Here is a 13,557-nt window from a genome sequence, read left to right on the forward strand (position 1 = left end):
GTGGTTATTTCTCACAATCCCGTGCAATATGAAGTTAATTAAAATCGTATTCTTTGCTTTACTTACAATAAGCGCCTGTCAGCGCGAAAAATCCAGCTTTAACAACAAAAAAAACTATAGTCCCGATACCGCTATGTTAGCAACTGCTTTTGAAACTTTTAAAGAAAAAGATCTTACGCATCGTCGATTTAAACACGCAGATATAGAGCCTTTGATATTAAAACGAGGAGAGAGTAAGCTTTTTGAAATAAGTAAGTTAGGCCAATCCGTACAAAAAAGAACGCTTTATCAGCTGAAATATGGCTCAGGAAATAAACGAGTGATGCTATGGTCACAAATGCACGGTAACGAAAGTACCGCTACCATGGCGCTATTTGATCTCTTTAATTTTTTGGAGGGTAGAAATGACCAATTTGATTCCGTTCGAAATCTGCTAAACAAAGAAACAACATTGTACTTTCTACCCATGATCAATCCCGATGGTGCTCAAATTTTTAACCGCAGAAATGCGTTGGACATCGATTTAAATCGAGATGCCCGCGAAACCGCGAGCCCGGAGGCTCGCATACTAAAACATGCTGCCGAAGTTAACAAACCGGCATTCGGCTTTAATTTGCATGATCAACATATTTATTACAACGTTCCGGGCACGCCAAATCCAGCGACAATATCGTTCTTGGCACCAGCTTATAATCATGAAAAAGACATTAATGATGTAAGGGGCCGAGCGATGCAACTTATTGTGGGAATGAATAAAATCTTACAGCAATACATCCCCAATGGTGTGGCTAAATACGATGACACACATGAACCCCGCGGTTTCGGCGACAATTTTCAGAAATGGGGAGCCAGCACGGTGCTCATCGAATCGGGAGGTTATAAGAATGATCCCGAAAAGCAATATATCCGAAAGCTAAACTTTTTGATTATTTTAAACGCCTTGATTGAGATCGCACAAGAAAGTTATACCCAGTATGAACAAAAGGCTTATCAAGATATTCCTGAAAATGCGACTAAACTATGTGATCTATTAATAAGGAATATCCAAGCTGAACGAGACTCGGTAACCTATCCGATTGATCTAGCGATTAAAAGAGACGAATTGAATGCACCGGACAGTGCATTTTATATACGAGGTAGAATTGACGATGTAGGTGACCTGAAAGATAGTTATGGCTATGAGGAGTTGGATGCGAAAGGGCTTAGTTTTATGAAAGGGAAATTGTATCCGACAGCAATAAATCATCTCAACGAACTCACAAAGGAAAAGGTTATCGGATTATTGCGAGCAGGTTACATTGCTGTTCAAGTTAAAAACGTAGCGAATAATAAACACTATAAATGGCCGCTTCTTTTAACCGGTAACGGAACAATTTATGGCAACAGTCCAACGCTAGGAAGTCAGGCGAATTTTTTTCTTGCTAAAGAGGATGAACCTAAGTATGCCATTGTAAATGGTTATTTGGTTGACTTGTCGAAAGAGCTGGATGAAAACTTTAAAAATTATATTCAATAATGAGGAAACAGACTGGAAGAAACGAGGTGTCAATCGAACTATTTCACCTTCTTTATGCCCTCTATTTCCCGGTTTGCTAAATAGCGACGCGCTGCTACTACCGTTCGACTTTCAAAATCATCATAATTGGAGGCTCCGGGCACCATACTGTTGATCCTCACCTTGCCTGCGGCGTGGATGAAGCTGCCATTGCCTATATATAATGCCACATGGGTTACCTTGGCATTTGCGCTTCTATGCTTTCCTCCAGCAAAAAATAGGAGATCGCCTGGTTTTAAATTGTTAAGTGCTTTGGATAAATCAAGTTTATCATTCGTTAAAATATTAATGGGCTCTCCTACTAAGACTTGTTGTGAAGCGTCTCTCGGAATGATAAAACCATTCATTAAATAGGCTGTCTTTGTAAATCCACTGCAATCAACTCCTTTTATCGATGTTCCTCCCCATAGATAAGGCACACCAATCATTGTTTTTGCAATTCCCAGAACTGCATCTGCTGACGGGTTAAGCCCGTGTCTCCAATCTTCATAATCCAGCGCTATTGCTTTATCGATATAACCACGTCTGCCGTCGGGAAAAATGACTTTAAAAAAATCCTCGAACTCACCCTCTTTTACCAATATATTTCCCATCACTATATCAGAAACTCGTAAAGACCTTTTATCCAGATCACTGTAGACATGCCCGTAGTCGCCTACAACTATTACTTTTTCCTTTCTATTCCAATCATCTATTTCAGGTTTTGTTTTTAACGAAATAGCCGCTTCATCTAGCCAGCTAATATAACTATCGATCGTTCGCACTAGATAGTACCCCTCCTTCTTTCTCAATACATCAACAGGCCAACCGAGCAGTGCTTGACTGGCCATTTCCGCAGCGTTTTTGGGGAACGTACGCATATTACCTACAGAAACATTTATTACACCGAAAGTAGTATCTTCCAGCGCCGCGTCCGGCAAAGTATTAATGAACAAAGGCTGGTTTATATTGGCAGTTTGGTATTGTTCACGAAAATAGGCGGCTGCTACATTGCTGCTCGTTTCAAGTACACATCTTCCTAAAGAATCGGTATAAGCTTCAAAAACAACTGTCCTTTTATCCAATGCATATTTACTGCGTGTGAGCTCTATTAAGTGTACAATTCTTTCTTCTAGGGGCAAATTCTGCTGTGCATTTAACCGCGAACAAAGCCCTAAAGCGAATAGAACAAGAATTGTGATCCTTTTCATATAATTCAGATGGAGGTATTGGGTACTAAATTAACGTATATGTCAAGAAGAGCAAATTATCTTTGCATAATTTTTATATAAAAATGCAAAATAACGCATTTTGCGCAACGATTTCTTTTGCATGTCACTTACTTGCCGTTTTTCTAAAGAGTTTTTTTATGTTTGCATCGATATAAATAAACTAGAATGATCAATCGAAGAAAGTTCATTCGTCAAGGCATTATCGGAACTGTTGCCTTGGGAATTAAGAACGAAACATATGGACATCCACTCTCGTTTTCCGCAAAATCTTCCAAGCCTATTGTCATCTCCACCTGGGATTTTGGGATTGCAGCCAATCAAGCTGCATGGCAAATATTAAAAGAAGGAGGACGTGCATTAGATGCCGTCGAAGCTGGTGTAAAAGTGCCGGAAGCCGATCTTAAAAATGTTACCGTTGGCAAAGGCGGTTATCCTGATCGCGATGGACACGTGACATTAGACGCATGCATTATGGATGAGAATGGCAATTGCGGGGCCGTGTTAGCTATGGAGCATATTACACACGCCATTTCAGTCGCCAGGTTGGTAATGGAAAAGACTCCACATGTAATGCTTGCAGGTGATGGTGCGCTTCAATTTGCATTGGAAAACGGTTTTAAGAAGGAAAACCTTTTGACAAAAGAATCAGAGAAAGCTTGGAAAGAATGGTTAAAAAAAGCTGAGTACAAGCCGATTATGAATATTGAAAATCAGCATTTTTCGCCAAATAAATTACCAGGTAATCAATATAATCACGACACAATTGGTATGCTAGCTTTGGATAACCGTGGCAACCTTAGCGGTGCCTGCACCACAAGTGGAATGGCTTTTAAAATGCATGGCCGGGTGGGTGACAGTCCCATTATTGGCGCCGGCTTGTATGTAGATAACGAAATAGGTGCTGCTACTTCTACGGGCGTGGGTGAAGAAGTGGTCAGAACCGTTGGAAGCTTTCTGGTTGTTGAATTAATGCGCCAAGGTTATTCACCGGAAGATGCCTGCAAGGAAGCCGTTCAGCGCATTGTAAAGAAAAAACCCGCGAAAGCGAAGGAAATCCAAGTTGGCTTCTTAGCCATGAATAAGCAAGGTGAATATGGCGCCTATGCCCTACAACAAGGATTTTCGTTTGCCGTGTGTAATGAAGAACAACAAGACTTACTTATTAAAGGGAAAAGTATATACTAAATAACGTTTTCGTGTTATGAGTTTTGAAGCCTAGCTTCTTCCGCCAACAACTGATGACTAATAACCAACAACTACATATGACACTCGAAATATGTGCAAACTCACTTGCATCCGCTTTGTCCGCGCAACTTGGCGGTGCCCAACGCATCGAGCTTTGTGAGAATTTAAATGAAGGCGGAACAACACCTTCCTATGGAACCATAAAAAGCGTTCGCAAGCTGCTTAAAATAAAGGTATATGTACTGGTTAGACCACGTGCAGGAGACTTCTTTTATTCTGATGATGAATTTACCGTCATGAAAGAAGATATCGCTATATGCAAACAGCTTGGCTGCGATGGTATAGTGATTGGTCTACTAGATCAAGATGGGAATGTAGACATCGAGCGAACGAAAGAATTGGTTAAACTAGCCTCTCCAATGGGTGTTACCTTCCATCGCGCCTTCGACTGCAGCAATGATGGTTTAAAAGCGCTAGAAGATATTATAGAATGTGGCTGCGAACGTATATTGACATCGGGTATGGAAAATACTGCGACAGAAGGAACTGCATTCTTAAAGACCTTAGTTGAAAAGGCAGGTGATAGAATCGTCATTATGCCTGGTTCGGGCATTAATGAACAAAACATTACAGAATTAAAAAAATCGACCAATGCTAAAGAATTCCATACATCAGCAAAAGAACCTATTCCAAGTAAAATGATCTATCACAACATGGCAATAACCAATATGGGCGATACGATCGAGGTAAGTAATGAGCATAAAATTAGGAAGATAGTAGCGATGTTAAATAGCTAAAACGTTAAGTAGGCATATAGTTGATTTAACTATTTACCTACTTAACTACTTAACAATTTTACAATTTGCCAATTTCCTGAACCAAGTCGATCAGTTTATTGGAATATCCCCATTCATTATCGTACCAGGAAACGACTTTTACAAAATTATCGTTCAAAGCAATACCTGCTTTTGCATCGAAAATAGAGGTTCTTGCATCCCCTTTAAAGTCTTCTGAAACAACGTCATCTTCAGTGTATCCTAGAATACCTTTTAATTCGCCCTCTGATGCGTCTTTGAAAGCTTGCTTAATTTCTTCGTATGTAGCTGGTTTCTCTAAACGAGCTGTTAAATCCACTACCGATACATCAGGAACAGGAACGCGGAAAGACATACCCGTTAATTTACCTTTGATTGAAGGGATAACCAAGCCTACCGCCTTAGCAGCACCTGTTGAAGAAGGGATGATATTCTGATAAGCACCACGTCCTCCTCTCCAGTCTTTTACGGAAGGGCCATCCACCGTTTTTTGGGTAGCTGTTACAGCATGTACGGTGCTCATCAAACCTTCAACGATTCCCCATTTGTCGTGCAACACTTTTACAAGCGGAGCCAAACAATTGGTAGTACAAGACGCGTTTGAAACGATATGTTGATCAGGTCTTAGTTCTTTATGATTTACACCCATGACAAATGTAGGCGTGTCGTCTTTAGCGGGAGCTGACATTACCACTTTCTTAGCACCGGCATCAATATGTTTTTGAGCAGTTTCTTGCGTTAGGAACAAACCTGTTGATTCAACAATTACCTCGGCGCCTACATCTCCCCATTTCAAATTTGCAGGATCTTTTTCGGCTGTTACACGAATAGTTTTTCCATTAACGATTAAATTTCCATCTTTTGCCTCTACCGTTCCATCAAAACGACCATGTGTAGAATCGTATTTTAACATATAGGCCATGTATTCCGGATCAACTAAATCGTTGATACCAACAACTTCTATACCTTCACGGTTTATAGCAGCCCTAAATGCAAGACGTCCTATACGTCCAAATCCATTAATTCCAATTTTCATTTTAACTAATTTTTATTTAAATAATAATTTAAAAGATTCTGAATCGGCTCTTTGATAACCACTCCCACTTCCATGCCATGATTATTAGCTACTTGCCTTAACCAGGGCTCATAACCGGCAGCCACACTTCCGGTAAAATTTATTTTCGGATAATGATACCGCTCTTTCAACGGAACAAAATACGTTTCAAACAATAAATTGAAACCCTCCATCACCATATTATGAACGAATTCATGACTTTTTTGTTCTGCAACAAAGTCGGCAAAGGAGCTTAGAAATAATGCAGCATTTGGATTCCTGTAAACTTTATCCATAATTTGCTTCCGATCAAGAGGATAATAGCTGGTGAACTTATTCTCGAGATCAATGGGTAAAGTTTCGGATAAATAATTTCGCAGAAGATATCTGCCCATCCAATTTGCCGAACCCTCGTCTGCCAAAATATAGCCTAGCCCGTAGTTAGTCTCGTAAATTCTTTTGCCATCATAATAGGCAGCATTGGAGCCACTGCCTAATATCCCTACAAGCGCCTGCTCATTGCCTCCCGTAGCGAGGGCAGCTGCCAGCATATCGTGCTCAACAAGCACTTTGCTATAGCGGAAAAATTCCTTAAAGGCATTGTAAACCGTCTCCTTACGCTCATCAGAAGAGGCACCTGCACCGAAGAAATAAATCTTCTTTATTTTTTCAGCGTAGTTTATCAGACTGTTGTTCTTGTTCAAAACCTGGCTTATGTACCGCTCATCATTATGATAAGGATTAATACCCATAGTTTTAAACCCGGCAACAACCTTACCCTTATCGGCTAATCGCCAATCAGCAAATCTCGAACCACTGTACACTACGGCAATCATCTTAATTGACTAAATCGCTAAAACATTCATCATTTCGATCATATCATCGGCTAATTTAAATTCCTTGCTTCGGAGCGCAACCTCCAAAGGGGTTGTCACAATATCATTTCCCCGCAAACCAACCATTATCCTTGTCTCACCTCTTAATAGCCTTTTAACGGCTGCAAAGCCCAGCCGGCTGGCCAATACACGGTCAAAGCTGCTCGGAGAGCCGCCCCTTTGCAAATGGCCTAATATGGTAACTTTGGTATCATAAAAATCGAACTTTTCCTGAACCCTTTTAGCTACATTATATGCCCCTCCATTTTTATCACCTTCAGCAACAATTACAATGGTAGAAGTTTTCTTGTCTTTCGCAGCATTTTCCAATTTTTGAATAAGCTCGTCAATACCTGTTTCCTTCTCAGGTAACAAAATGGCCTCAGCACCTCCTGCAATACCGCAGTTTAAGGCAATGCAGCCCGAATCGCGTCCCATTACCTCAATAAAAAACAAACGATCATGAGAAGCCGCTGTATCACGGATCTTATCTATTGCATCAATCACCGTGTTGTTAGCTGTATCATATCCCAAGGTAAAGTCGGATCCGTATAAATCATTGTCTATAGTACCTGGTACGCCAACAACCGGAATATCATACTCCCTGGAGAACACTTCGGCCCCGGTAAAAGTTCCATCTCCTCCAATAGCTACCAAAGCATCAATTCCCTGTGCTCTTATATTATCATAGGCCTTTTTACGTCCTTCAGGTGTTCTAAAGTCCAAGCAACGTGCTGTTTTTAAAATAGTACCTCCCAGTTGAAGAATATTACTGACCGAACGACTATTCATATCGATGATATTCCCATCGATCATTCCTTGATATCCATGCAATATACCACTTACTTTTTTGCCTTCATAAATGGCGGTACGAACTACCGCCCGAATACATGCGTTCATCCCTGGAGCATCTCCCCCTGAAGTAAATACGCCTATACGTTTGATTGAATTGTCCACTGTAAATAATCTATATAGGTTTCACTTGAATTTAACTTTCATTATGAATTGAAGAAACACATCCGCATTGCTCATTAAAATATAGCGTTAGCGTGCGTATTAGGTTGCTTCACTTCACATCAAAGCACGAATATAAGGTGTATTTCTTACACTATTGCTATTTATTTGTATTTTTTTTTACTTTTTCGCATCAGCTTTTATTCTTTCGTTACGAACATTCTAAAAATACTAAAAACGTAGCGGAAGTGGATAAGTTTTTTGCTTTTATAGTTTTCTTCCATAATTTTGAGTTTATTTGCCTAAAGTACCTAACGTTTTGAAATTAGCAATCAATTGCTCAATTTTATGGGCGTCTATGGAACTGAGAATTGGATATTTAATTGAACCTTAAAAAACAGAATTTTGCAATCAAACTTACCACATCTACAATCTATATTTACGGCTGACTGTGTTATTTTTGGTTTTAACGAAGGTGAGCTGAAAGTCCTTTTAATTGAAAGAAATGAATATCCTTTCAAAGATTGGTGGGGACTTCCGGGTTTTTTTGTTGAACACAATGAAACGATCGATGATGCAGTTAAACGTATTTTACTGGAACACACGGGGTTAAAGGGAATATATATGGAACAGCTCTATACCTTCGGTGACCTAAAAAGACACCCTCAAGGAAGAATCATAACGGTGGCATACTATGCTATGTTGCGATTGGAAGCTGTCAACCTCAATCTGAAGCCGTCCACCAACTACGTGAGAAAAGCGCAGTGGCACCCCCTTAACAACCTGCCTGAACTTGCTTTCGACCACCGAAATATAATAGAAAAAAGCATAGAAAAAATACGGCGTAAAGTCAGTCACAGTCCGATAGCTTTTGAACTGCTTCCTGAAAAATTCACGCTTACCCAATTGCAACAACTGTATGAAGCTATTTGGGACAAAAAACTAGATAAAAGAAATTTCAGAAAGAAGATGCTTAAATACAATGTCTTAAAAGAATTGGATGAAAAGCAAAAAGGGGTTTCCTATCGTGCCGCCAAACTGTACAAATTTGATAAGCGAAAATACAATAAGATCTTTAAAAATGAGTTGAACTTTTCTTAAAAAAGTAAAGGGTCTTTAGAAACCCTTTACTTTTTATAGACTATGCCAAGTTTAACTAAGCATTAATTTTCTCTTGATGAAACTTCACCAGGTCATCGATCGGTGACCGAACAATTCTGCCAAACTCCATACCAAACTCATGTGCCGTCTCCTCCAAGACATTCCGGAAGTTATAAGCTACGGAGCCGATACAGTTAAATGAATATTTTTGATAGTCAGGATAATGAACAACTAAATTCTTAAAGAAATCTTCAAAAGAGCTCTTTACCAATCCTCGTGAATATTCGATATTGATCATGATATCGTAAACGAACTTACTAAAGCTCGCGCAGAATCGATTCGCCAGTGGCTTGGTGTAAACAGCGTCCATTACATCATCCGGCGTAAGCTTAAATGTTTCCCAAAAAACTTCTCTTACATCACTTGGCATGTAGCCACGTACATAATCTGTTAAAAGTTTTTTTCCAATATAGCATCCGCTGCCCTCATCACCCAATATATAGGCTGCAGAATCAATATTCTGAACGATGTCTTTTCCATCATAAATACAGGTATTGGTTCCTGTTCCTAAAATGGCAGCAAATCCAGCTTTGTCTTTTAACAAAGCCCTGGCAGCTGCTAACAAATCGTGTCCTACAAATACTTCCGATCGACTAAATACTTGTTTGATAGCCATTGCAACAATAGCCGCTTTTTCTTCGTTGTGAACCCCCGCACCGTAATAGTTGACCTCTCTTACTTCACTGAACGGCAAATCTTTTGGAAGCCCCTTTTTCAAAGAACTTACAATGTAATCGCTCGATACAAAATAAGGATTATACCCTTCAGTGTTAAAATAGATTTTTTTACCGGAGTCATTGATCAGGCACCAATTCGTTTTGGTTGAACCGCCATCTGCAATAATGATCATGTTATTGGTTTTAGTTAATATTGATTTATATCATTTTCTAATTTAAAAAATTTCTCTCAAGCAAGCGTTCAAAAACAAAATACGCTGCAAAACCTGAAAATCGTGGCACAAAATACACCTTTCAGGATATTATTACAAGTAAATACAGAAAAATTAATACACAATTTTATTATACCGTTTATACAATTGGTATAAAAACAGCTTTAATAGTACTTAAAAACTTGTTTTTGTATCCCAATATTTATGCTAATATATAGTGTACTTTTTACAATTAGCTACTTCATGACACCGAATTGTTTTAGGATATCAAATGGAAATGTACCTTTGTTAAAAAAACCGGAAACATGTTTACAGGCATTATCGAAACATTAGGAATTGTAAAAAATATAAAACGAGAGGACACAAACTTGCATCTAACGATAGCTTCCGATATTTCAGATGATTTAAAGATAGATCAAAGTGTATCTCATAACGGGGTGTGCCTTACGGTGGTGGCTCTTAGTCCTGGCCGTCACACCGTAACTGCTATTCAGGAAACGTTAACAAAAAGCAATTTTGATGAAGTAAAAGAAGGTGACAAATTAAATTTGGAGCGGTGTACATTAGTTGGAAGTCGTTTAGACGGACATATCGTTCAAGGGCATGTAGACCAAACCGCCACTTGTATCCAAATTAAGGATGAGCTTGGGAGCTGGATATATACCTTTCAATATGATCCTTCTGTCGGAAATATCACAGTAGAAAAGGGCTCCATAGCGGTAAATGGAATAAGCTTAACCGTAGTGGATTCAAAAGAAGATAGGTTTTCGGTAGCAATCATACCCTATACGTTTGAGCATACATCTATGCATATGGTAAAAGTCGGTGATCGGGTTAACCTGGAATTTGATATTATTGGAAAATACGTAACGCGTTTAGTGTCATTAGGGAGAATAACCGCGTCTGAATGAATAGCCTATGATAGGTGCCTTTTAGGTACTTAATCTTGTGCATTACCTTTAATCTTTAATACCGAAATAGCGGCAAACAACATAAAAAAACCTGCCAATATAAGTGCATAAACGGCCTTTCCATTAAACACATACTTTATGATATAACCGATACAAAGGCCGTTTATAATCTGTGGAAAAGTGATAAAGATGTTAAAAATACCCATATATACACCCATTTTATTAGCTGGTAAATTTGCAGAAAGAATGGCATAAGGCATAGCCAAAATGCTCGCCCACGCAATACCGATACCCAGCATGGGCAGGGTCAAAAGGTACGGATCGCGGATAAAAAAAATAGACAACAAAGCGAATCCTCCCAACGAAAGTGATATGGCATGGGTAGCGCTCTGTCCGAAATATTTAGCTATTCTTGGTAAAACTAAAGCATAAAGGGCTGAAACTGCATTGTAAATACCGAATAACACACCAACCCAATTGCTGGCATTTGCAAAATCGATTGAGGACGAATCTCCTACTTTAACACTATAAACATGTTCTGCTATTGCAGGTGTACTAAAAACCCACATAGAGAATAATGCAAACCAAGAGAAAAATTGTACAAGGCCCAATTGTTTCATTGCTTTTGGCATCTGTTTTAAATCGTTCAGAATAGCCGTTAAACCTCTTATGTTTTTCTGATTGATAGTAGTTCTATTCTCGGATTTTTCGAAGGCATTCAGTTCTGCCGGCGTATACTCCTTTGTCGTCACCACCGTCCACATTACGCTCATCATCAGGATGAAAGCACCTATATAGAACGAAAAGACTACATTGTCGGGAAGATGCCCTTCCGCTGCTAATTTAGAAACACCCAAGAACTCTGCTAACACATAGGGTAACCAGGAACCAACAACTGCGCCGACTCCAATAAGAAAACTTTGCACAGAAAAGCCTTTACTCCTTTGCTCATTGGGCAAATTATCGGCAACCAACGCCCTGAACGGTTCCATCGTCACATTGATGGAAGCATCCATGACCATTAACATACCCGCTCCTATTATCAATGGAGGTAGAATTGTTGTTAAAACCGCGGCGTTTGGCATCAATAATAGGGCAATAGCCGTTAATAACGCCCCGGTTAGAAAGTAAGGACGCCTTCTGCCGAGCCTGCCCCACGTCCGATCGCTGTAATGCCCTACGAGTGGTTGCACAATCATGCCGGTTAAAGGTGCGGCTAACCAGAATAAAGACAAATGTTCGACATCAGCACCAAAGGTTTGCAATATTCTGGAAGCGTTTCCGTTCTGAAGCGCAAAACCTATTTGGATTCCTAAGAAGCCTAAGCTCATATTAAATACTTGCAAAGTGCTGAGACGTGGTTTAGTTAGTTGATTCATGCTAGGGTAACGCAAACTAGGCAGTTTGGCTCTTTTTAAAGACCGATTGCTTTAGTATTATTAACAACGGCAGTTGATTTTCGGGGAATAATAGTCGAAGGAAGAAGAATAACCTGCTTTTCCGTTACGGACTCCTTATTGCATAAAGCCTCAAATAAAATTTCTGCGGCGCGTTTGCCCATCTCGAAAGCTGGTTGCTTAATAGTACTTAAAGGAGGGTTCAGCATATCGGCAATTTCCAAGCAAGAAAAGCAAACCAGTTTAAAATCTGAAGGAATCTCCAATTTTACATCTGCGCAATATCGCAAAGTAGTCATTGCTAACCGCTCAACAGAGGCGAAAGCACCATCGGGTTTCATTTTCTCAAAAGATCGTTTAATAGATTTATATATTTCTTCCTTATCGTTTGTGCATTCAATAATCAACTCGTCCTCACATGGTAAACCGGCACTCTTTAGCGCGTCTAAATAACCCTGCATCCTGATCTTCCCGATAGATACATTCTTATTTACCACTAGGTAAGCAATCCGCTTACATCCGTTCATGATTAAATGGAGTGTTGCTTCATAGCTGCTCTCATAGTCGTTTCCCGTTACACAAGTAGCTTCTACGTCTTCATAGCAGCGGTCAAAAAAAACTAATGGAATCCCCCTTTCTTTCAACATATTTAAGTGAACATGTTTTAACCCCTCTCCTGACGCTGACATAACCACCCCCTCTACCCTTCCATTGCATAACGATCGGATAAATGTGGCCTCCTGTTTTACATCATCTTCTGTAACATAAATCAATGTATGGTAGCCATTACGTCTCGCTTGTTGCTCAATACCTTTGATCGCTTGCGAGAAAAAGTTATTATCAAATTCCGGAATGATGATGGCGATTGTTTTACTCTTTGATTCGCGCAGATTACTAGCATAAAGGTTAGGTGAATAACCTAATTCATCGGCCATGCGTAAAATACGCTCTTTAGTAAGCGGATTGATATCGCTATTATTTCGAAAGGCTCGGGAAACAGTCGAGGTAGATAAACCCAAAGCGGCTGCTAATTTTTTGATGTTTATTTGGCTCATTATTTATAATTCTATTAACAAACTTAGATAAAGCTGATCGTTATTCCAAGCTTACAAAGCATTGTAAACCAACTGCTTTGCTAATCTATCTTCTTATAATATGTTACTTGGACAAACAAATTAATTTTATTTCTTGTTAGTGATTAGGAAAACAAGAGCTTGAGATATGGATAAACTAAAAAAGTTTGAATTGATGGAAAAGATTGTCCGTCAATTAGAAGATTTGCGAAATAGCCAACAGGCTATTCTTGAAAAAATAAGTAACATTGAAGTAGAGAACATTGAAGTAGATGATAAAAGTCTTGAACAGATTCTTCCCGAAATCCATCAGCGCACAGCAGATAACCTGGATGCAGTCACAAGTTTAATGGAAGACTTCACTTCAAAAACCAGTGATTTTGGTGAAAAAAACAATGTGGCTCGACTAAGGGAACAGCAAGAAATCAACAATACTAAATAATATTCAAGCCGGGCAGCTACTGCCCGGCTTGAATA

At 39.4% G+C, this 13,557-nt stretch carries 13 protein-coding genes; 6 read left to right on the forward strand and 7 right to left on the reverse strand.

Features of this window, described 5'->3' with window-relative positions:
• The first annotated feature begins 28 nt into the window (after positions 1-28).
• The gene (locus ACH11B_RS20695) at positions 29-1,516 is read left to right on the forward strand and encodes a M14 family zinc carboxypeptidase (protein WP_289553206.1); all 1,488 of its coding nucleotides are present in this window, start codon (positions 29-31) and stop codon (positions 1,514-1,516) included.
• Between the two features lie 38 nt (positions 1,517-1,554).
• Here the strand turns inward: ACH11B_RS20695 and ACH11B_RS20700 are convergent, their stop codons facing one another.
• Positions 1,555-2,745 (reverse strand): NlpC/P60 family protein, encoded by a 1,191-nt coding sequence (locus tag ACH11B_RS20700; protein ID WP_377608784.1) that lies wholly within the window; start codon positions 2,743-2,745, stop codon positions 1,555-1,557.
• A gap of 186 nt (positions 2,746-2,931) precedes the next feature.
• Here ACH11B_RS20700 and ACH11B_RS20705 point away from each other — a divergent pair, with 186 nt between their 5' ends.
• Both ACH11B_RS20705 and ACH11B_RS20710 read left to right on the forward strand, forming a co-directional pair.
• Positions 2,932-3,951 (forward strand): N(4)-(beta-N-acetylglucosaminyl)-L-asparaginase, encoded by a 1,020-nt coding sequence (locus ACH11B_RS20705; protein ID WP_013667141.1) that lies wholly within the window; start codon positions 2,932-2,934, stop codon positions 3,949-3,951.
• Between the two features lie 77 nt (positions 3,952-4,028).
• Positions 4,029-4,748, forward strand: a complete 720-nt coding sequence (locus ACH11B_RS20710) for a copper homeostasis protein CutC (protein ID WP_130855839.1) — start codon at positions 4,029-4,031, stop codon at positions 4,746-4,748.
• Between the two features lie 58 nt (positions 4,749-4,806).
• On the opposite strand, the gene gap is transcribed toward ACH11B_RS20710, so the two are convergent.
• The 3 genes from gap to pfkA are packed head-to-tail and all read right to left on the reverse strand — an operon-like array spanning position 4,807 to position 7,652.
• The gene (gap, locus tag ACH11B_RS20715; RefSeq protein WP_013667143.1) at positions 4,807-5,802 is read right to left on the reverse strand and encodes a type I glyceraldehyde-3-phosphate dehydrogenase; all 996 of its coding nucleotides are present in this window, start codon (positions 5,800-5,802) and stop codon (positions 4,807-4,809) included.
• 5 nt (positions 5,803-5,807) lie between these two features.
• Complete coding sequence (locus ACH11B_RS20720) at positions 5,808-6,656, reverse strand: hypothetical protein (protein ID WP_130855838.1); 849 nt, start codon at positions 6,654-6,656, stop codon at positions 5,808-5,810.
• Positions 6,657-6,665: 9 nt separating this feature from the next.
• Complete coding sequence (gene pfkA / locus ACH11B_RS20725) at positions 6,666-7,652, reverse strand: 6-phosphofructokinase (protein WP_130855837.1); 987 nt, start codon at positions 7,650-7,652, stop codon at positions 6,666-6,668.
• 402 nt (positions 7,653-8,054) lie between these two features.
• Here pfkA and ACH11B_RS20730 point away from each other — a divergent pair, with 402 nt between their 5' ends.
• Positions 8,055-8,750, forward strand: a complete 696-nt coding sequence (locus tag ACH11B_RS20730; protein WP_013667146.1) for an NrtR DNA-binding winged helix domain-containing protein — start codon at positions 8,055-8,057, stop codon at positions 8,748-8,750.
• Between the two features lie 55 nt (positions 8,751-8,805).
• Here ACH11B_RS20730 and ACH11B_RS20735 read toward each other — a convergent pair whose 3' ends face one another.
• Complete coding sequence (locus tag ACH11B_RS20735; protein WP_013667147.1) at positions 8,806-9,660, reverse strand: N-acetylglucosamine kinase; 855 nt, start codon at positions 9,658-9,660, stop codon at positions 8,806-8,808.
• Positions 9,661-10,004: 344 nt separating this feature from the next.
• On the opposite strand from ACH11B_RS20735, the gene ACH11B_RS20740 reads away from it, so the two are divergent.
• On the forward strand, positions 10,005-10,610 hold the full coding sequence (locus ACH11B_RS20740) for a riboflavin synthase (RefSeq protein ID WP_013667148.1): 606 nt from the start codon (positions 10,005-10,007) through the stop codon (positions 10,608-10,610).
• A 29-nt stretch (positions 10,611-10,639) separates the two neighbouring features.
• Here the strand turns inward: ACH11B_RS20740 and ACH11B_RS20745 are convergent, their stop codons facing one another.
• A complete protein-coding gene (locus ACH11B_RS20745) occupies positions 10,640-11,989 on the reverse strand; it encodes an MFS transporter (RefSeq protein ID WP_013667149.1) in 1,350 nt (449 codons plus the stop codon).
• Between the two features lie 35 nt (positions 11,990-12,024).
• Positions 12,025-13,062 (reverse strand): LacI family DNA-binding transcriptional regulator, encoded by a 1,038-nt coding sequence (locus ACH11B_RS20750; RefSeq protein WP_013667150.1) that lies wholly within the window; start codon positions 13,060-13,062, stop codon positions 12,025-12,027.
• A 166-nt stretch (positions 13,063-13,228) separates the two neighbouring features.
• Between ACH11B_RS20750 and ACH11B_RS20755 the strand changes: the two genes are divergently transcribed.
• The gene (locus tag ACH11B_RS20755) at positions 13,229-13,522 is read left to right on the forward strand and encodes a hypothetical protein (RefSeq protein ID WP_013667151.1); all 294 of its coding nucleotides are present in this window, start codon (positions 13,229-13,231) and stop codon (positions 13,520-13,522) included.
• The last annotated feature ends 35 nt before the right edge of the window (positions 13,523-13,557 follow it).

It is taken from the genome of Olivibacter sp. EAT-5 (genome assembly GCF_044784325.1).
Lineage (GTDB): Bacteria > Bacteroidota > Bacteroidia > Sphingobacteriales > Sphingobacteriaceae > Olivibacter > Olivibacter oleidegradans.

Coding starts and splice junctions, on each gene's coding strand:
- ACH11B_RS20740 (WP_013667148.1), top strand. CDS start 10,005: ATGTTTACAGGCATTATCGAAACATTAGGAATTGTAAAAAATATAAAA.
- ACH11B_RS20695 (WP_289553206.1), top strand. CDS start 29: ATGAAGTTAATTAAAATCGTATTCTTTGCTTTACTTACAATAAGCGCC.
- gap (WP_013667143.1), bottom strand. CDS start 5,802: ATGAAAATTGGAATTAATGGATTTGGACGTATAGGACGTCTTGCATTT.
- ACH11B_RS20710 (WP_130855839.1), top strand. CDS start 4,029: ATGACACTCGAAATATGTGCAAACTCACTTGCATCCGCTTTGTCCGCG.
- ACH11B_RS20755 (WP_013667151.1), top strand. CDS start 13,229: ATGGATAAACTAAAAAAGTTTGAATTGATGGAAAAGATTGTCCGTCAA.
- ACH11B_RS20745 (WP_013667149.1), bottom strand. CDS start 11,989: ATGAATCAACTAACTAAACCACGTCTCAGCACTTTGCAAGTATTTAAT.
- ACH11B_RS20705 (WP_013667141.1), top strand. CDS start 2,932: ATGATCAATCGAAGAAAGTTCATTCGTCAAGGCATTATCGGAACTGTT.
- ACH11B_RS20700 (WP_377608784.1), bottom strand. CDS start 2,745: ATGAAAAGGATCACAATTCTTGTTCTATTCGCTTTAGGGCTTTGTTCG.
- ACH11B_RS20750 (WP_013667150.1), bottom strand. CDS start 13,062: ATGAGCCAAATAAACATCAAAAAATTAGCAGCCGCTTTGGGTTTATCT.
- ACH11B_RS20720 (WP_130855838.1), bottom strand. CDS start 6,656: ATGATTGCCGTAGTGTACAGTGGTTCGAGATTTGCTGATTGGCGATTA.
- ACH11B_RS20735 (WP_013667147.1), bottom strand. CDS start 9,660: ATGATCATTATTGCAGATGGCGGTTCAACCAAAACGAATTGGTGCCTG.